The sequence below is a fragment of the Simplicispira sp. 125 genome (assembly GCF_003096555.1).
In the GTDB taxonomy this organism is placed as follows: domain Bacteria; phylum Pseudomonadota; class Gammaproteobacteria; order Burkholderiales; family Burkholderiaceae_C; genus Simplicispira.
In genome coordinates, this window is sequence record NZ_QEKM01000001.1 from 3028341 (window position 1) to 3044173 (window position 15833).

The window sequence follows — 15833 nt, forward strand, 5'->3', positions numbered from 1 at the left end:
TCAACGCTGTCGGCCCGCCCCTGATGGCCACCGACCCCACACAGCGTTACTACCGTGCACCCTGCCCCGGCTGTGGTGCGCCGGTCGAGTTCAAAAGTGCGCAATCCACGCACGCCGTCTGCGGCTTCTGCCAAAGCACCGTGGTGCGCAGCGGCGACGTGCTGCAGCGCCTGGGCAAGATGGCCGAGCTGTTCGACGACCACAGCCCGCTGCAGCTCATGGCCAGCGGGCGCATCACGCTGGACGGCAAAGAGCAGCCGTTCACGCTGATCGGCCGCCTGCAGTACAAAAACGCGGCCGGTGTCTGGACCGAATGGGTGGCCTTCCTGCAGGACGGCAGCATGGCCAGCCTGGGCGAAGACAACGGCGCCTACGTCTTCACCCGCCCCATGGACCCGGGGCGCGAGCTGCCCGAGGCCAGCCGCTTTCGCGTGGGCAGCACCACCGCCATCAACGGCAAGCCCTACAGCGTGGCCTTCAGCGGCCAGGCCAGCCTGATCTCGGCCCAGGGCGAACTGCCCAAGCTGCCACCGCTGGGCCAGCCGTTCGATATGGTCGAGCTGCGCAGCGAAGACGGCGAAGTGCTCAGCATCGACTACGGCCACCAGCCCCCCAACGTCGAACGCGGCAAGTCCGTGCTGCTCGAAGACCTGCAGCTGCAAGGCCTCAAGGACGAATCGGCCAAAGACGAAAAAGGCCGCCAGTTCAACTGCCCGCACTGCGGTGCGCCCGTGCAGGTGCAACTGGCCAGCACCAAAAGCATCACCTGCGGGTCGTGCGCCAGCATCATTGACCTCGGCAGCGGCGTGGGCGGCGAGTTGCGCTCGGCCGAGCAGGACGAACCCGTGCGCCCCATCATCCCGCTGGGCAGCAAAGGCCAGCTCCAGGGTGTGCAATGGCAGGTGGTGGGCTTTCAGCACCGCATGGGGCAAGAACCCGGCGACGACGAACAGTTTGGCTGGAGCGAGTACCTGCTCTACAACCAGAAGCGCGGCTTTGCCTTTCTGGTCGATGCCGAAGACGGCTGGAGCATGGTGCGCCCCACCACGGGCGCCCCGCAAGTGGGGTCGACGGGCCGCACCGCCACGTACATGGGCACCACCTACCAGCTCAAGTACAGCTACGAGGCCGAAACCACCTATGTGCTGGGCGAGTTCTACTGGCAGGTCGAGCGCGGGCAAAAAACCTCCAACCGCGACTACGCCAGCGCCAAGGGCCTGCTGTCGATGGAGCAGAGCAAGAACGAGCTCACCTGGTCGGCCGGCGACAAGCTGGCCAGCGACACGGTGGTCAAGGCCTTCAAGCTTGACGACAAGAAAGACCTGCTCCAGCGCGACGACCCCGGCCCCTTCGTGGCGGCCAAGGGCCTGGGCTGCGGCACACTCATCCTCATCGCCGTGGTGCTCATCATCCTGCTGGTGCTGCTGTCGAACTGCTCGGGCTCGCCCGGGGGCGGCTACCGCAGTTCCAGCGGTTCGTTCGGTGGTTTTTCCACCGGCGGTGGGCATAAATAAACTTCAAGGAGAAACGCATCATGATGGGAATTGAATGGCTCCGGCCCGCGGCATTCCTCGGCTCCATCCTCTACGCCATCATTGGCGTTTTCATCTTCTGGCTGTGCTTTGTCATCGTCGACAAGATCACCCCTTACGACCTGTGGCGTGAAATCGTCGAAAAACAGAACCAGGCCCTGGGCCTGGTCGTGGCCGCGATGTGCCTTGGGATCAGCATCATCGTGGCGGCCGCCATCCACTAAAACCATAGCTACTGGCGCCCGGTGGACGGGCGCTGGCAGCGTTTTTTATGCCTATTTAAGGCCGGTACCTGCCTACAGCAGCTCCTCGCGCAGCTGCGCCGGCGACTTGATCGACAGCAGCCCCGGTGCCACGTCAAAGGCCGTCTTGGCGCCGCACTGGCCCTGCGCATGGAGGCGGTGCGCCGCGCGCGCGTAGGCCACCAGCACGCTGGCGGTGAACTCGGGATTGCTGTCGAGCTGCAGCGCGTACTCGATGACCTGGCGCTGCGCATCGCTCGTGTTGCCGCTGCGGATCACGAAGCCGCCATGCGGCATGCGGTTGTGCTCGCACTGCAGCGTGGCCTCATCGATGAAGTGCACGGTGGTGTCGTAATCGGCAAAGTAGTCGGGCATGGTGACGATGGCCTGGCGCACCGCATCGGCGCTGGCGCCGTCCTCCAGCACCACATGGCATTCGCGCGTGTGCTTCTGGCGCGTGCTGAGCGCGGGGCGCGCACCGCTGCGCACCTGGGCCACCGCCTCGGGCGAGGGAATGGTGTACTGCACGCCCGCCTTCACGCCCGGCACGCGGCGGATGGCGTCGGAATGCCCCTGGCTCAACCCCTTGCCCCAGAAGGTGTAGGTGGCGCCATCGGGCAGCAGCGCCTCGCCGTACAGGCGGTTGATGGAGAACATGCCCGGGTCCCAGCCGATGGAGATCAGCGCCGTCTTGCCGTTGGCGCGCGCGCTCGCGTCCACCGCCTCGAAATACGCCGGAATGCGCGCATGGGTGTCAAAGCTGTCCACGGTGTTGAACAGCGCCGCCAGCTCGGGGCCCTGGCGCGGCAGGTCGTCCTTGGAGCCGCCGCACAGGATCAGCACGTCGATGGTGTCCTTGAATTCGGCCAGCCGCCCGTAGGCATGCACCGGCGTGCGGGCAAACAGCGGCTGCAGGTCCTGCGGCGCGCGCCGCGTAAAGATGCCGGCCAGCACCATGTCGGGGTTCTTTGCCACGGCGGCCTCCACGCCGCGCCCCAGGTTGCCGTAACCGGCGATACCAATGCGAATCTGATTGCCCATGAATTGCTGTCCAAGGTGGTAAAAAAGGATGACCGAGTCTACCCACCGTCTGCACCACAATAGCGCGATCGCCCGGCACCCGCGCCGCAGGCCACAGAACGCCCCACCATGCCCACCCTTGACTGGCTCAACCGCTCCACCGCCTTCACCACCGCCGCCCAGGTGCCCTTCCGCCTGTTCGAACCCGTCAGCACCCACGGCAACGCGCGGAGCACCGCTGACAACCTGGACCACAGCCTGTGGCTGTCGATGATGCTGCCGCGCCTGCAACGGCTGCGCAAACTGACGCCAAGCCAGCATCGAGATGCATATGGCCGACTTGCGCGACGCGGCAAAAATCTGGCCCAGCAACTCGATGAAGTACTGGCATGAGTAACGCTCCCGGCACGGCCGTACCTGCCGCCCCCCACGGCCCCCGCCCCATCGACATCGCCCTGCTCGCCAGCGTCTTCGTGGTGGCCGCCTGCGGGCTGCTGTACGAGCTGGCGGCCGGTGCGCTGGCGTCGTACCTGCTGGGCGACTCGGTGCTGCAGTTTTCCACCATCATCGGCACCTATTTGTTCGCCATGGGCGTGGGTTCGTGGCTCTCGCGCTATTTCGAGCGGCAGCTGCCGGCGCATTTTTTGCGTATCGAACTGCTGGTGGCGCTGATCGGCGGCACGCTGCCTGCGGTGCTGTTCCTGGCCAATGCCTATGCGCCGGGGGCGTTCCGCTTTTTGCTCTATGGCATGGTGCTGGTGGTGGGCACGCTCGTCGGCCTGGAGATTCCGCTGGTGATGCGTATCTTAAAGCGCAATGTGGCGCTCAAGGACCTGGTCTCGCAGGTCCTCACCTTCGACTACCTGGGCGCGCTGGCGGTGTCGCTGGCGTTCCCGCTGCTGCTGGTGCCGCACCTGGGGCTGATCCGCACGGGGCTGTTGTTTGGGCTGCTCAACGCGCTGGTGGCCGTATGGGCGTTGTGGCTTTTTCGCTGGGAGCTGCGGCGCTGGGGCGCGCATGTGGCGGCCTGCGCCATGGTGATTGGGCTGCTGCTGGCGGCGCTGGCGGGCGCTGAGCACATCACCACTTTTGCCGAAGACAAGTTTTACCAGGACCGCATCGTCTTCACCGCAGCTTCGCCCTACCAGCGCATCGTGGTGACGGATGGCAAGCTGGGCCACCGCCTGTTCCTCAACGGCAACCTGCAGTTTGCCGAGCGCGACGAGTACCGCTACCACGAGGCGCTGGTGCACCCGGCCATGGCGGCCCACGGTGCACCGAAGCGCGTGGCGGTGCTGGGCGGGGGCGACGGTATGGCGGTGCGCGAGATTCTCAAATACCCCTCGGTGGAATCGGTCACGCTGGTGGAGCTGGACCCGGCCATGACGCGGCTGTTTACCGACAACGCCACGCTGGCGCGGCTGAACGGCCACGCGCTGCGCAGCCCCAAGGTGCAGGTCGTCAACACCGACGCCTTCCAGTGGCTGCAGGATGGGCAATCGAGGGCCGCCAGGCCGCCCCAAGGCGCGAGCGCCCCCCAGGGGGGCAGCGAACCACGCGCAGCGGGAAGCGTGGGGGCTCACGATACCTTTGATGTGATCGTGGTGGACTTCCCCGACCCCACCAACTTCGCCATTGGCAAGCTCTACACCAACAGTTTCTACGCCTTGCTCGACCGGCGCCTGGCCGCCAGCGGCTATGCGGTGGTGCAGACTACGTCGCCCCTGGTGGCGCGCCAGAGTTTCTGGACCGTGGTGCAGACCATCGAGTCGGTCGGCCTGCAGACGGCGCCCTACCACGCCCATGTGCCCAGCTTTGGCGAATGGGGCTTTGTGCTGGCCAGCCACCGGCCCTGGCGCCTGCCCGAGGCGCTGCCCGGCGGGCTGCAGTTTTTGAGCGCCAGCACGCTGCCGCTGCTGTTTGACTTTCCCCTGGACATGGCGCGGGTGCCGGCCGAGGTGAACCGCCTGTCCAACCAGCTGCTGGTGCACACTTATGAGCGCGAGTGGGGCAAGGTCATGGCCCACTGAACATCGGGTCAAAGGCATACACCATGCAACGCCGCCAGTTTCTTGCCACCGCTGCCGCCACGGCCCTGGCCGGTTGCCACGATGCACCGCGCACGCTGCAGGGCGGCTTTGCCGGTATCGACCTGGCGCGCGGCCATGCGCTGCGCGACCTGCTGCAGTCGGGCAAGCTGCCCGCGCCCAGCGTGGTGCGGCGCGCGCAGGTCATCATCGCCGGCGGTGGCGTGGCCGGGCTGGCGGCGGCGCGGTCGCTGCGGCTGGCGGGCATCGACGATTTTGTGCTGCTCGAGCTCGAAGACCAACCCGGTGGCAACAGCCGCGGGGGCAGCGTGAGCAGCATCGCCTGCCCGCTGGGCGCGCACTACCTGCCGGTGCCGGGGGACGATTCCCGCGAAGTGCAAGACCTGCTCGAAGAACTGGGCCTGCGCCGGCGCATCGCCGGGCGTTGGCAGTACGACGAGCGCCACCTGTGCCACAGCCCGCAGGAGCGTCTTTTCCGCGACGGCGAATGGCAAGAAGGTTTGCTGCCCATGCAAGGCGTGGGCGCCAGCACACTGGCCCAGTACCGGCAGTTTTCTGCGCTGGTGCAAGCGCTGGGCAAAGCAGCGCGCTTTACCATGCCCGTGCTCAAGTCTTTAGAGGTAAAACGGCCTCTGTCGCCCACCCATCAAGCGCTGGATGCTCTTGTTTTTGATGATTGGCTGGCACAACAAGGGCTGGATGATGCCCACCTGCGCTGGTACCTGGACTACTGCTGCCGCGACGACTACGGTGCGGGCACGGCGCGCGTGTCGGCCTGGGCGGGTATCCACTACTTCGCCAGCCGCCATGGTTTTTCTGCGCCAGGCGACGACGCCCCGCCCGAGCAAGACGGCGTGCTCACCTGGCCCGAGGGCAACGGCTGGCTGACCCAGCGCCTGGCGGAGCCCCTGCGCGCTGGCGGCCAGCTGCGCACGGGCTGCAGCGTGCTGCGCATCAGCGAAGGGCGCCACGGCGTGGAGGTGGATGCCCTGCACCACGCGACGGGCACCGTGGAGCGCTGGCAAGCCCCGCGCGCCATCGTGGCGCTACCGATATTTGTGGCGGCGCGGGTGGTGCAGCAGGCCCCGGCCTTTTTGCGCGAAGCTGCACGGCGGCTGCACTGGGCGCCCTGGCTGGTGGCCAACATCCACATCGACGCGCCTTTGCTCGACCACCCCGGCGCCGCGCCCGCCTGGGACAACGTGCTCTACCAGGATGCCAACCCCGGCGGCCTGGGTTATGTGGACGCCGGTCACCAGCGCCTGGACCCGCGCTCGGCCATCACCGCCCCCACGGTGCTGAGCTACTACCAGGCGCTGGGCGATGTACCCCAAGGCCGCGAGCAGTTGGCAACCCAGCCGTGGACGCACTGGGCACAGGCTGCGCTGGCCACCCTGGGGGTGCCCCACCCCGACCTGGCCCGGCGTGCCACGCGCGTGGAGGTCACGCGCTACGGGCACGCCATGTCCATTCCCACACCGGGTACGCTGGGGTTTTTAAGCAAAATCGGCCTCCAGCGCCCGCCAGTCAAGCGCAAGCAGCTATCGAATGGTGAGCAAACCCGCTGGCTGCCCACACCCACCACCGCACGGCTGGCGTTTGCGCACGCCGACTGGTCGGGCTATTCGGTGTTTGAGGAAGCCTTTACGCGCGGTCACGGGGCGGGGCTGGCGGTGTTGGCCTGAACCGCGGTGCACCGCGGCGTTATCCCGCCGTCACCCGCGCTGCACATCCCACCACAAGCCCAGGCACAGGGCCGCGCCCACGGCATACAGCAGCCAGGTGGACGAGATGGCGTAAGGGTAGAACATCAATGCCACACCCCACCAGCGCGTGCTGCGGCGCTGCACTTTTTTGCCGTGCCAGTACGCGGCCATGCCGACCAGTCCAAACAGGATGGCACCCACGATATAGGCCGGGCTGGGCAATTCCAGTCCGAGGGATTGCAGGGCAGAGAGGGTTTCCATGGAAGAGGGCAGGCGGCGGTTGTGCACTATCCCACACAACACCCACCCGGCGCGCGCTGGAGCAGCGACCCATTGCTGCAAGCGCTGGGCAGGGTGCAGGGCACCCTGAGAAAATGCCGTACCGCCCCCTCTCTGCGCCATCACACCATGCCCACCACCCTCACCCCCGGTCATTTCGAACGCCAGCACGCACGGCTGGATGCCTTGTTGCACGCCCATTTGCTCGACGTGGCGGGTGCGGACTTCGCCAGCGCACTGCAGCACCTGCAATACTGGCACCAAGGCTTGCAGCAACACATCGCCATCGAGAACACGCGCCTGTTGCCCCATGTGCCCGAAGGCGCGCGCTGGGCCGCGCGGGTGTACCGGCTGGAGCACGATCGCATCGCACTGCTGGCCGAGGAATACCTGGAGCGCGTGCAGAAGGTGGCCAGCCTCCCTCTGCCCGACGAAACGGCTCGCCGCAGCGCAGTGCTGATGCTGCTGGACGCCGCCCATGCACTGCGCCACGTGCTGGAGCACCACCACGAACGCGAACACATGGCTCTGGCCCATGAGCTGCCCCTGGACTTGCAGGAGGCCGCGTGGCACGGCGTGGACAGCACGAACGCACCGCCTGCACCGCAGCCGACCGGGGTGTCCTGAAGGGGACGGGCCTGCGGGCCGGGCGGCGTACCATCATGGCCACGATTCCCGCTGTCCCCCCATGCAAGGAGCCCACGCCATGGCAGATACTTTTACCGCACTGGTCATCGAAGAACACGAAGGCAAGGCGCGCAGCGTTTTCAAGCAACTGCAACTCTCCGACCTGCCCGACGACGATGTGCTCGTCGAGGTGCAGTACTCGGCCCTGAACTACAAGGATGGCCTGGCCCTCTCGGGCAACCGCAACAAGGTGGCGCGCAGCCTGCCCATGGTGGGTGGCATCGACTTGGCGGGCACGGTGGTCGAGTCGCGTTCGCCGCTGTGGAAGGCCGGCGATGTGGTGGTATTGAATGGCTTTGGTTTGTCTGAGACGCACTGGGGTGGTTTCACCCGGTTCCAGCGCGTCAAGGCCGAATGGTTGGTGGCACTGCCCGACGCCTTTACGCCGCAGCAGGCCATGGCCATTGGCACGGCCGGCTACACCGCCGCGCTGTGTGTCGATGTGCTCGAGCGCTGGGGCCACGCGCAGCCGGGCACAGGCCAGGTGCTGGTCACCGGCGCTGCGGGTGGCGTGGGTTCCGTGGCGGTCAGCTTGCTGGCCAGGCGCGGCTACAACGTCACTGCCTCTACCGGTCGGCCCGACACACACGACTACCTGCGCGGCCTGGGTGCCAGCGCCTTCATCGACCGCGCCAGCCTGCAAGGCCCGGTGCGTCCGCTGCAACGCGAGACCTGGACGGGCGCCGTGGACTCGGTGGGCAGTACCACCCTGGCCAACGTGCTGGCGCAAATGGAATACGGCGCGGGGGCTGCCGCATGCGGCCTGGCCGGCGGCATGGACCTGCCAGCCACGGTGCTGCCGCACATCCTGCGCAGCGTGGCGCTGCTGGGGGTGGATTCGGTGATGGCGCCGATGCCTGCACGCCACGCCGCGTGGCAGCGCCTGGCGCGCGATCTGGACCCGGCGCACCTGCAAGCCATCACCACCGTGGAGCCCATGAGCCGCCTGCCGGAACTGGCAGGCGCTATTTTGGCGGGGCAGGTGCGCGGGCGCGTGGTGGTCGATGTGACGCGCTGAGCGCGGTCTGATTCCATTTCTCCATCCAACGATGGCTTTGTCGGCTTCGCTTGCCGTGCAACGGCACTGTCTGCGCTGGGCCTTCGCGTACTCGATGGATGGAGAAACGGAATGATTCGACGACCCTGTCAAACACCCGTCTGTTCTGCAGCGATCCAGCGCAGGCCTTTGCCTCGGTTGCTGAAGTAATAGTCTCCTTGCGGGCTGATGACAACGGCGCGGCGCGCTGCTGGATCGGCGAAATAGCGCCAGCCATGGCCGGGCGTTGCGGGCGCGGCGTCGTGGGCGACAACCTGCATGCCGTGGTCGTACCCGTTTGCGGGGCGCGCGTCCGTCGTGTGCTGACGGTCGCGTTCATGGTCATGTGTGCGATTTTCAGCCCGCAGGGGCATGCTGATCAAGGCTGCCAGCATGGCGACTGTGGTGAGAAGTGCGGTCGATTGCATGGGGGTCTCCTTTGCATGGGTGCCCAGTCATTGGCGACTGTGTGCACAGTGTGCGCCTGAGGGTATGAATCGCTGCTGAACGGTTTGTTGAACTGGCGTTCATCCAGGGTCTTATTCTGTTTCCCAATCATTCGTGTCTAGGCGCGAAGCCTACGATCAGTGCTGTAGCACGGCAATGCGAAGCAACAACGTAGAAATGGAATTACGGCGCAGTCGAAACACCGAACCGCCCCAGCCCCATCTCCACCAGCCCTTCGGGGCGGCGCAGCAGAAACAGCGCTTCCAGCCCTCTGCGCTGCGCCAGGGCAAGGCCCTCGCCGGGGCCTGCCACCAGCAGGGCGGTGGCCCAGGCGTCCGCCTCCATGCAGGTGTGCGCCAGCACGGTGACCGAGGCGACGGCGTTGTTCACCGGCGCAGCGCGGCGCGCGTCCATGGTGTGCGCAAGGCGCGCATCGCCCACCTCCATGTAGTGCCGGTAGTCGCCCGAGGTGGCCACGGCCAGGTCCTGCAGCTCGATCACACCCCGTACCGCGCGGCGCCCGGCCTCGGGCGATTCGAGCGCCACCGCCCAGGGCGCACCGCTGGCCTGGTGGCCCACGGCGCGCAATTCCCCATCGAGCGCCGCCAGCGCATGGCGCACTCCGTGCTGTTGCAGCACGGCAGCCATGCGGTCCACCGCATAGCCCTTGGCAATGCCGCACAGATCGAGCTGCACGGGAGCACGCTTGCGGACGCGGCCTGCTGCAGGGTCGATCTCCAGGCCCTCGCGCATCGGGCACGGCGCAGCCTGGCGCACGGTGTGGATCGCTGCGGCGTCGGGTGCATCGCGCACCGCGCCAAAACCCCAGGCATCGACCAGCGCGCCGACGCAGGGGTCAAACGCGCCTGCGCTTTGGCGGTGAATGTCCATGGCGCAGGTCAGCACTTCCAGAATTTCAGGCGGCAGGTCCACCCAGGCGTCCACGGGTGCGCGGTTCAGGCGCACCAGGTCGCTCTCCGGCTTCCAGGGGGACATCTGCGCGTCCACCTGCTGCACCGCCGCAGCAAGGTTCTGGCGCAGGGCGTCCAGGTCCAGAGCGGCGTCACAGTCCACGCTGGCAGACCAGCGCGTGCCCATGGTCGGGCCGTGCAGGGTGGCGCGCTGGCAGGGCGCGGCAGCGTCAGAAGACATCTTCGGCATAGCGCTCTTTTGCTTTGAGCTGCGCCACGCTCAAGTGCAGCGGCGCAAGGATGGCGTCCAACGCCTCGGCCACGCCCTTGGCCATGGCGCGGCTGCCGCAGACGCGCACCAGGGCACCCTGGGCCAGCAGTGCGCGTACGCGCTCGGCGTCGCGGCGCAGGGCATCCTGCACATAACCACCGCCTTCGGGGATGCGCGAGAACACCGTCTGTACACTTGCCAGCCGCCCTTCGCCCAACCAGCGCTGGATTTCGGGGCCAAAGTAAAAGTCCTGCGCCGGATCGCGCCCCCCAAAATACAGGTGCATGGGTGTGTGCCGATCGTTGCGACGGATGAAACCGGCCAGCGGCGCCACGCCCGTGCCCGCCCCGATCAGCAGCACCGGGCGGCGTGTACGCGGCAGTGCAAAACCGGGATTAGAGCGGATGAAAGCGGCAATGCTGTCCCCCGGTTGCAGGCCCAGCAAATGCGTAGAGCACAGGCCACCCGGCAACAGGCGCACGCAGATTTCCAGAAACCCATCCTGCGAGCCCGACGCCAGCGAGTAATAACGCGGCACGGCCGAGCCAGGCGCCAGGATGCCCACCAAATCGCCCGCCGCAAAGTGCCCCAGGCGGGCGCCGCCGCCCTGCGCGGGCCAGGCAAAGCGCAGGATGGCCGTGGGCTCGTCGCTGTGCTCTCGGTAGCCCTGGCGCGCTACAAGCGTGAGCGCGGTGGTGGGCGGAACGCGCGGCACATAGTCGAGCACCAGGGGTTCGCCCAGTGCCTGCGCCAGTGCCTGGCCCCAGCGGGTGAACTGCTGGCTCGATTGCTGGTGGATGCATTCGAGCGGCAGCAGCGCAGGCCAGCCGCGCGCGCGCAGGGTCTGCTCCAGTGCCTCGGCAAAGGCGCAGAAGGCCGGGTACTGCCGGTCGCCAAAGCCCAGCACCGTCACCGGCACGGCGCTGGCGGTCAATTTTGCGATGCGCTCGAGTGCGTCTTTGGCGTGCGCCGGGGCCTGGCCTTCGCCATAGGTGGCGGCGAGCACGAACACCTGCTGCGTGGCGAGCGCGGTCTGGAAATGCTCCAGGGCGCCGGTATGCACGCGGTGCCCGCTGTGGATCAGCGCATCCTGCAGCGCCTGGGCAAAACCCCAGGTGCTGCCGCCTTCACTGGCGACAAAGATAAGCACGTCAGCCTGTGCCAGCGGGCTGTTGCCGGTGATCTGCAGTGTCTGGCTGCGTACTTGCCACCAGATGACCACGCCCGACAGCCAGAACAGCAGCACGCTGGCCCCCACGAGCCCGAGCACCACGGCCCAGGGCCAAGCCGACTCACCGGTGTGCAGCACCAAAGCCCAGTCGTAGATGCGCTGTGCAAAGGTGGCGTCTTGCCAGGCCAGCATGTTCCCGGAGTAGCGATCCACCCAGCCTTCACCCTGAAGAGTGGCGACGCTCCAGATGTCTTCGGGGTCGGAAGCGTCGGGGAAATTCAGCTTGCGCAAGTCCCGGACGGCGAGGTTTTGCAGCGCAGAGAGCTGCGCCCCAGGCAGGGCGGTCTGGCCAGTGACCACAGAGACCACATCGGGCTCGGTCCCGGCGTCCAAAGTCACCAGCCCCAGGGTCGAGGCGCTCATAGTGAGCGCGGTGAGGGATGTCAGGCACAGCACCGCGAGCACCACCCGACCGGTGACGACGTGGATGCGCTGTGCCAGCGAGCCCCGCACCCGCGCGCCCAGGCGCCGCCAGCCACCCATGCGGCGCAGCAGCAGAACCAGGGCCGAGATGCATATCAAGCCCATAGCCAGCGCAATGCCCGCCGCACCCCAGCGCCCGGCGTCACCCAGCAGCAGCGAGCGGTGCAGGTTTTTCACCCAGCGCGGCAGCGCTGAGGGCTGCCAGGCGCCCAGCACCCGGCCATCGGCCGGGTCCACGTAGTGCGCCTGCGCCTCGTCGCCGACAAAGCCGAACACCACGATGGCGCCCGAGGGCAGGTGGCGGATTTCCTCCGCGTCCGGCACGGTGCGCGTCACACGCTCCACCAACGTGGCCACCGACAGGTCACCCGGTGCGGCGGGTGCCTGCCACGCCTCCTGAACCGGGTCGAATGCCAGGATGGCACCGGTGATCCCAAGTACCACGGCCAGGGCGCCGACGGTCAGGCCCAGCCAACGGTGGATTGCCTTCCATCCCATGCGCGTGTCCTTTACTGCAACTGAAAGGTCAGCGACTGGATGTACTGCTTGCCAGCCTGCGGTTTGCCAGCGTTGGTGGTCGTCAGCGGTACGCGGATTTCCGATGGGCTGTCGCGCATGTCTTCCACGGCCGCGTCGATGCGGATTTCGTAGCCTGCGTCAATCAGTGCATCGGCCAGGTCGGCCGTGACCTTGAGCGTGCGGCCCGCGCCCACGCTGGCGCCCGTGACGCCGTTCAGGCGCTTGGCGTCACCGGCCGAGAGCCGGTTCCAGTCGGACAGGTGCTTGTGGTACTTGGCCTTGCCGCCGGCCACCCACAGCGTGCCGGCGTACGCCCCCTTGGCATCGGTCAGGTAGGCGGCCAGGTAGGCGCCGTCGCCGCCATAGTTTTTGAGCTGGGCGGTCAGCGTGACCTGGCGGCTGTGCGCCAGGGCGGGCAGGGCCAGCACGCAGGCGGCGGCCAAAGTGGTCAAGAGAGGTTTGGACATGGTGATGCTCCGGTATGAAATTACTCAACCTGGCCGCGTGGCGCGGTACCAGGGGTGAACAGGGGTGACGGCGCAACGGCGCTGCCTGGTTGCTGTGGCCCGCCCTGCGGTGCGGCGTGCTCACGATCCCGCTCCCGCGTGCGCTGATGATCGCGTTGTTTCATCTTCACGACCTTCAGGGTTTCCGGGTCGATCTTGGCCTTGAAACCACGGCCCTGGGCGTCGGTGCCACGAATTTCATAGCAACCATCGTCTATTTTCAGTCGCTGAATCTGCCAGCCCTGCTGGGCCGCCATTTGCCGCACGGCCTCGCGCGACTGCCAGCGGTTCACCGGCGCGTCGCAATCGTCATCGGCCCATGTGGGCAGGACCGCCAGGCCCAGTGCCATGGCCAGCAAGCCACGGCGCAGAGTGGGGGAGTTTTTCATGGTGATGCTCCTTTTCAACAGGTTAACGCATGGCAAATGATTCGCGGTGCAGGCGCCAGCGGCTGGGGCCGCGTGCGTGCGCGTGCAGTGCGTCGCCCAGGCCCTGGGGGCCGCAGAACCAGATGTCCAATGGGCCGCCGGGTTCGGCTTGCAAATCCTGCGGCGTCAGGCGCTGGCCCTGGGCTTCGCTGTGCACGGTGAGCGGCACGGGCGGCTGGGCCTGCGCGCACAGCGCTTGCAGGCGCGCCAGCAGCGGGTCGCGCCGGGCGTCGCGCGTGCAGTAATGCATGTGTACGGGGGCTGGGTCGCGGCCTTCGGTGGGCATGCCAGGCTGACGTGCCTCCAGCAGCGCAAAGAAGGGGGTCACGCCCACGCCCGCCGCCACCCACACCTGCTGGCGGCGGCGCGAGCCCTGGCCATCAAAGCGGCCGTAGGGCCCTTCGATGTCTACGCGCTGACCGGCGCGCAAGCGTTGGTGAAGGGTGCGGGTGTAGTCGCCCAGCGGCTTGATCACCAGACGCAGCAGGGGCTCTCCGTCGGGGCTGTGGCCCAGCGCGTTCGGTGCACTGGCAATGGTGAAAGGGTGGGCACCTTCGGCAGCATCAAAACGCACGAAGACGAACTGCCCCGCGCGGTGCCCGCGCCAGCTGGGCGGCATGGCGCAAATGACCTCGACCGGCGCACCCGTGGGCGTATCGCCCAGCACGGTGACTGCCTGGATGCGCGCCGCATGGTTGCGCGAGCGCCCCACCCAGCCCGCCAGCGACCACACGGCGGCCAGGCTGCCCAGTGCCAGCAGCGAGCCCATCAGCAAGCCCAGCGGCAGCGCCCAGAACGTGAGCGGCATCAGCGCCACGGCATGGAACACCAGCGCGAGGAACAGCACCGGCATGGCACGGTGCAGGAGGCGCCAGTGTTTATAGGGCAGCAGGCGTGCAATCAGCGTGAGCGCCACCATGGCCAGCAACAGGTAGAAGGCCCACTCGCCCAGGTCCTTGGCAAAACCGCGGGTATCCGTCAACCAGGGCAGCACGGCCTCGCGCGCGGGCCTGCCGGCACGGCCCCACAAGGCCTTGATCCAGCCACTCGACTCCTTGGCGCCCCAGTGGGCGATGGCGGTGAGGGCGGCGGCGATACCCGTCCATTTGTGCAGGCGGTAGACCTGGTCCATGCCGCCCATCACCCGGTCCAGCAGCGGCAGGCGCAGGGCGAGCAGCATGACCAGCGCCATCAGGCTGATGCTCCACAGCCCACTCAGGTACATCGCGTGCTGGCGCAACTGCCACCAGCCCAGGGCGACGCCTTGCGCATCGACCAGGGGCGAGACACCCAGGTCGGCCGGTGCGACGGCCATCCATGCCAGGGTAATGCCCAGCAACCAGATTCCCAGTACAACTTTGATACGCATGAGGAAGTCCTTCTTTTCTCGTTCAGAACCATTGTGAAAAACCCACCTTGAACGAATACTGAAAGGCACATTCATCTTCCGTTCATCACCTCCGGGGTAAAAAACCACCTATGTCCTCGTACGCTGCGCTCACCCTTCGTCGGCTCGCCCTGCCCTGCGTAGCGCTGTGCCTGCTCGGCGCGAGCCCCTTGCTGCGCGCCGATGACCACGACCATGGCTCCCACGAGCTGGCACGCCAGGCGCTGGAACAAGGCCGGGTGCTGCCCCTGCGCACCGTGCTCGAAAAAATCGAACGCGACTACCAAGGACAGGCACTGAAGGTGGAATTCGAGCAGGACGACGGTCGCTTCCTCTATAAAATTCGCCTGCTGCAAAGCGATGGCCGCATGGTCAAGCTCAAGGTCGATGCCGTCGATGGCAAGGTGCTCGACAGCAAGCGCAAGGAACACGAAAAGGACAGGAATGCGCATCCTCGTCGTTGAAGATGAACCCACGCTGTGCCACCAACTGGTGCAAGCCGTCGCCGCGGCAGGACACACGGTCGAGAGCGCCAGCGACGGTGTCACTGCGCACTATTTGGGCGACGTGGAAGACTTCGACGCCGTGGTGCTGGACCTGGGCCTGCCCGCGCTCGACGGCCTGTCGGTGCTGCGCCGCTGGCGTGCGGCGGGACGCACCATGCCGGTGCTCATCCTCACCGCGCGCAGCGCCTGGCATGAAAAAGTGGCGGGCATGGATGCGGGCGCGGACGACTACCTGGCCAAACCCTTTCACATGGAAGAACTGCTGGCGCGCCTGCGCGCCCTGCTGCGCCGCCTGGGCGAACACACCAGCGCGCAATGGCAATGCGGGGCCATCCTGCTCGACACGCGCCAGGCCCGCGTGCTGGTCGACGGCCTGCCCCTGCAACTGACCAGCCATGAGTTCAAGCTGCTGTCGCTGCTCATGCAGCGCAAGGGCGAAGTGCTCTCGCGCACCGAATTGTCCGAACACATCTACCCGCACGACAGCGACCGCGACTCCAACACCATTGAAGTCTTCGTCGGCCGCCTGCGCAAGAAGCTGCCCGCCGGCAGCATCGAAACCGTGCGTGGCCTGGGCTACCGGTTGATCGACGCGGGCCACGCGGCGTGAGAACGGGGTCGCTGCGCCTGCGCCTGCTGGCGGGCACGCTGGCC

Annotated in this window: 17 protein-coding genes; 9 read left to right on the top strand and 8 right to left on the bottom strand. The window is 67.0% G+C overall.

The features are described from left to right. Positions 1 to 23: 23 nt before the first annotated feature. Together C8D04_RS14155 and C8D04_RS14160 are read left to right on the top strand one after the other, a co-directional pair. Positions 24 to 1514, top strand: a complete 1491-nt coding sequence (locus C8D04_RS14155; RefSeq protein WP_116005427.1) for a DUF4178 domain-containing protein — start codon at positions 24 to 26, stop codon at positions 1512 to 1514. A gap of 23 nt (positions 1515 to 1537) precedes the next feature. Beyond that, positions 1538 to 1756: a DUF350 domain-containing protein gene (locus tag C8D04_RS14160; RefSeq protein ID WP_199563061.1), complete on the top strand. Its 219-nt coding sequence runs from the start codon at positions 1538 to 1540 to the stop codon at positions 1754 to 1756. Between the two features lie 72 nt (positions 1757 to 1828). Here the strand turns inward: C8D04_RS14160 and C8D04_RS14165 are convergent, their stop codons facing one another. Continuing rightward, positions 1829 to 2815, bottom strand: a complete 987-nt coding sequence (locus tag C8D04_RS14165; RefSeq protein WP_116005429.1) for a diaminopimelate dehydrogenase — start codon at positions 2813 to 2815, stop codon at positions 1829 to 1831. 108 nt (positions 2816 to 2923) lie between these two features. On the opposite strand from C8D04_RS14165, the gene C8D04_RS14170 reads away from it, so the two are divergent. From C8D04_RS14170 to C8D04_RS14180, 3 genes are read left to right on the top strand one after another with little or no spacing between them, the layout of a single operon-like run. Next, on the top strand, positions 2924 to 3187 hold the full coding sequence (locus C8D04_RS14170) for a hypothetical protein (protein WP_199563006.1): 264 nt from the start codon (positions 2924 to 2926) through the stop codon (positions 3185 to 3187). Beyond that, positions 3184 to 4824: a polyamine aminopropyltransferase gene (locus C8D04_RS14175; RefSeq protein WP_116005430.1), complete on the top strand. Its 1641-nt coding sequence runs from the start codon at positions 3184 to 3186 to the stop codon at positions 4822 to 4824. The genes C8D04_RS14170 and C8D04_RS14175 overlap by 4 nt, the downstream gene beginning before the upstream one ends. Before the next feature lie 23 nt (positions 4825 to 4847). Then, a complete protein-coding gene (locus tag C8D04_RS14180) occupies positions 4848 to 6527 on the top strand; it encodes an FAD-dependent oxidoreductase (RefSeq protein WP_116005431.1) in 1680 nt (559 codons plus the stop codon). Positions 6528 to 6557: 30 nt separating this feature from the next. Here C8D04_RS14180 and C8D04_RS14185 read toward each other — a convergent pair whose 3' ends face one another. Then, positions 6558 to 6809, bottom strand: coding sequence for a hypothetical protein (locus C8D04_RS14185; RefSeq protein ID WP_116005432.1), 252 nt, complete (start codon positions 6807 to 6809; stop codon positions 6558 to 6560). Between the two features lie 147 nt (positions 6810 to 6956). Between C8D04_RS14185 and C8D04_RS14190 the strand changes: the two genes are divergently transcribed. Together C8D04_RS14190 and C8D04_RS14195 are read left to right on the top strand one after the other, a co-directional pair. Beyond that, positions 6957 to 7454, top strand: a complete 498-nt coding sequence (locus C8D04_RS14190) for a hypothetical protein (protein WP_116005433.1) — start codon at positions 6957 to 6959, stop codon at positions 7452 to 7454. Positions 7455 to 7533: 79 nt separating this feature from the next. Continuing rightward, the gene (locus C8D04_RS14195; protein ID WP_116006203.1) at positions 7534 to 8532 is read left to right on the top strand and encodes an MDR family oxidoreductase; all 999 of its coding nucleotides are present in this window, start codon (positions 7534 to 7536) and stop codon (positions 8530 to 8532) included. A gap of 128 nt (positions 8533 to 8660) precedes the next feature. On the opposite strand, the gene C8D04_RS14200 is transcribed toward C8D04_RS14195, so the two are convergent. From C8D04_RS14200 to C8D04_RS14225, 6 genes are all read right to left on the bottom strand, one after another. Next, the gene (locus C8D04_RS14200; RefSeq protein ID WP_116005434.1) at positions 8661 to 8978 is read right to left on the bottom strand and encodes a hypothetical protein; all 318 of its coding nucleotides are present in this window, start codon (positions 8976 to 8978) and stop codon (positions 8661 to 8663) included. A gap of 202 nt (positions 8979 to 9180) precedes the next feature. Continuing rightward, positions 9181 to 10158: an FAD:protein FMN transferase gene (locus C8D04_RS14205; RefSeq protein ID WP_116005435.1), complete on the bottom strand. Its 978-nt coding sequence runs from the start codon at positions 10156 to 10158 to the stop codon at positions 9181 to 9183. After that, positions 10139 to 12331 (bottom strand): PepSY domain-containing protein, encoded by a 2193-nt coding sequence (locus tag C8D04_RS14210; RefSeq protein ID WP_116005436.1) that lies wholly within the window; start codon positions 12329 to 12331, stop codon positions 10139 to 10141. The genes C8D04_RS14205 and C8D04_RS14210 overlap by 20 nt, the downstream gene beginning before the upstream one ends. 11 nt (positions 12332 to 12342) lie before the next feature. Continuing rightward, the gene (locus tag C8D04_RS14215; protein ID WP_116005437.1) at positions 12343 to 12819 is read right to left on the bottom strand and encodes a DUF2271 domain-containing protein; all 477 of its coding nucleotides are present in this window, start codon (positions 12817 to 12819) and stop codon (positions 12343 to 12345) included. A 20-nt stretch (positions 12820 to 12839) separates the two neighbouring features. Further along, complete coding sequence (locus tag C8D04_RS14220; RefSeq protein WP_116005438.1) at positions 12840 to 13247, bottom strand: PepSY domain-containing protein; 408 nt, start codon at positions 13245 to 13247, stop codon at positions 12840 to 12842. A 22-nt stretch (positions 13248 to 13269) separates the two neighbouring features. Beyond that, positions 13270 to 14655, bottom strand: coding sequence for a ferric reductase-like transmembrane domain-containing protein (locus C8D04_RS14225; protein ID WP_116005439.1), 1386 nt, complete (start codon positions 14653 to 14655; stop codon positions 13270 to 13272). A gap of 110 nt (positions 14656 to 14765) precedes the next feature. On the opposite strand from C8D04_RS14225, the gene C8D04_RS14230 reads away from it, so the two are divergent. Together C8D04_RS14230 and C8D04_RS14235 are read left to right on the top strand one after the other, a co-directional pair. Next, the gene (locus C8D04_RS14230; RefSeq protein WP_116005440.1) at positions 14766 to 15137 is read left to right on the top strand and encodes a PepSY domain-containing protein; all 372 of its coding nucleotides are present in this window, start codon (positions 14766 to 14768) and stop codon (positions 15135 to 15137) included. Next, a complete protein-coding gene (locus C8D04_RS14235; RefSeq protein ID WP_116005441.1) occupies positions 15118 to 15789 on the top strand; it encodes a response regulator transcription factor in 672 nt (223 codons plus the stop codon). Before C8D04_RS14230 ends, C8D04_RS14235 begins: the two co-directional genes overlap by 20 nt. The last annotated feature ends 44 nt before the right edge of the window (positions 15790 to 15833 follow it).

Bases quoted from the DNA above. Each gene is read 5' to 3' on its own strand.
- C8D04_RS14155 (WP_116005427.1), top strand. From the start codon at position 24: ATGGCCACCGACCCCACACAGCGTTACTACCGTGCACCCTGCCCCGGC.
- C8D04_RS14160 (WP_199563061.1), top strand. From the start codon at position 1,538: ATGGGAATTGAATGGCTCCGGCCCGCGGCATTCCTCGGCTCCATCCTC.
- C8D04_RS14165 (WP_116005429.1), bottom strand. From the start codon at position 2,815: ATGGGCAATCAGATTCGCATTGGTATCGCCGGTTACGGCAACCTGGGG.
- C8D04_RS14170 (WP_199563006.1), top strand. From the start codon at position 2,924: ATGCCCACCCTTGACTGGCTCAACCGCTCCACCGCCTTCACCACCGCC.
- C8D04_RS14175 (WP_116005430.1), top strand. From the start codon at position 3,184: ATGAGTAACGCTCCCGGCACGGCCGTACCTGCCGCCCCCCACGGCCCC.
- C8D04_RS14180 (WP_116005431.1), top strand. From the start codon at position 4,848: ATGCAACGCCGCCAGTTTCTTGCCACCGCTGCCGCCACGGCCCTGGCC.
- C8D04_RS14185 (WP_116005432.1), bottom strand. From the start codon at position 6,809: ATGGAAACCCTCTCTGCCCTGCAATCCCTCGGACTGGAATTGCCCAGC.
- C8D04_RS14190 (WP_116005433.1), top strand. From the start codon at position 6,957: ATGCCCACCACCCTCACCCCCGGTCATTTCGAACGCCAGCACGCACGG.
- C8D04_RS14195 (WP_116006203.1), top strand. From the start codon at position 7,534: ATGGCAGATACTTTTACCGCACTGGTCATCGAAGAACACGAAGGCAAG.
- C8D04_RS14200 (WP_116005434.1), bottom strand. From the start codon at position 8,978: ATGCAATCGACCGCACTTCTCACCACAGTCGCCATGCTGGCAGCCTTG.
- C8D04_RS14205 (WP_116005435.1), bottom strand. From the start codon at position 10,158: ATGCCGAAGATGTCTTCTGACGCTGCCGCGCCCTGCCAGCGCGCCACC.
- C8D04_RS14210 (WP_116005436.1), bottom strand. From the start codon at position 12,331: ATGGGATGGAAGGCAATCCACCGTTGGCTGGGCCTGACCGTCGGCGCC.
- C8D04_RS14215 (WP_116005437.1), bottom strand. From the start codon at position 12,819: ATGTCCAAACCTCTCTTGACCACTTTGGCCGCCGCCTGCGTGCTGGCC.
- C8D04_RS14220 (WP_116005438.1), bottom strand. From the start codon at position 13,247: ATGAAAAACTCCCCCACTCTGCGCCGTGGCTTGCTGGCCATGGCACTG.
- C8D04_RS14225 (WP_116005439.1), bottom strand. From the start codon at position 14,655: ATGCGTATCAAAGTTGTACTGGGAATCTGGTTGCTGGGCATTACCCTG.
- C8D04_RS14230 (WP_116005440.1), top strand. From the start codon at position 14,766: ATGTCCTCGTACGCTGCGCTCACCCTTCGTCGGCTCGCCCTGCCCTGC.
- C8D04_RS14235 (WP_116005441.1), top strand. From the start codon at position 15,118: ATGCGCATCCTCGTCGTTGAAGATGAACCCACGCTGTGCCACCAACTG.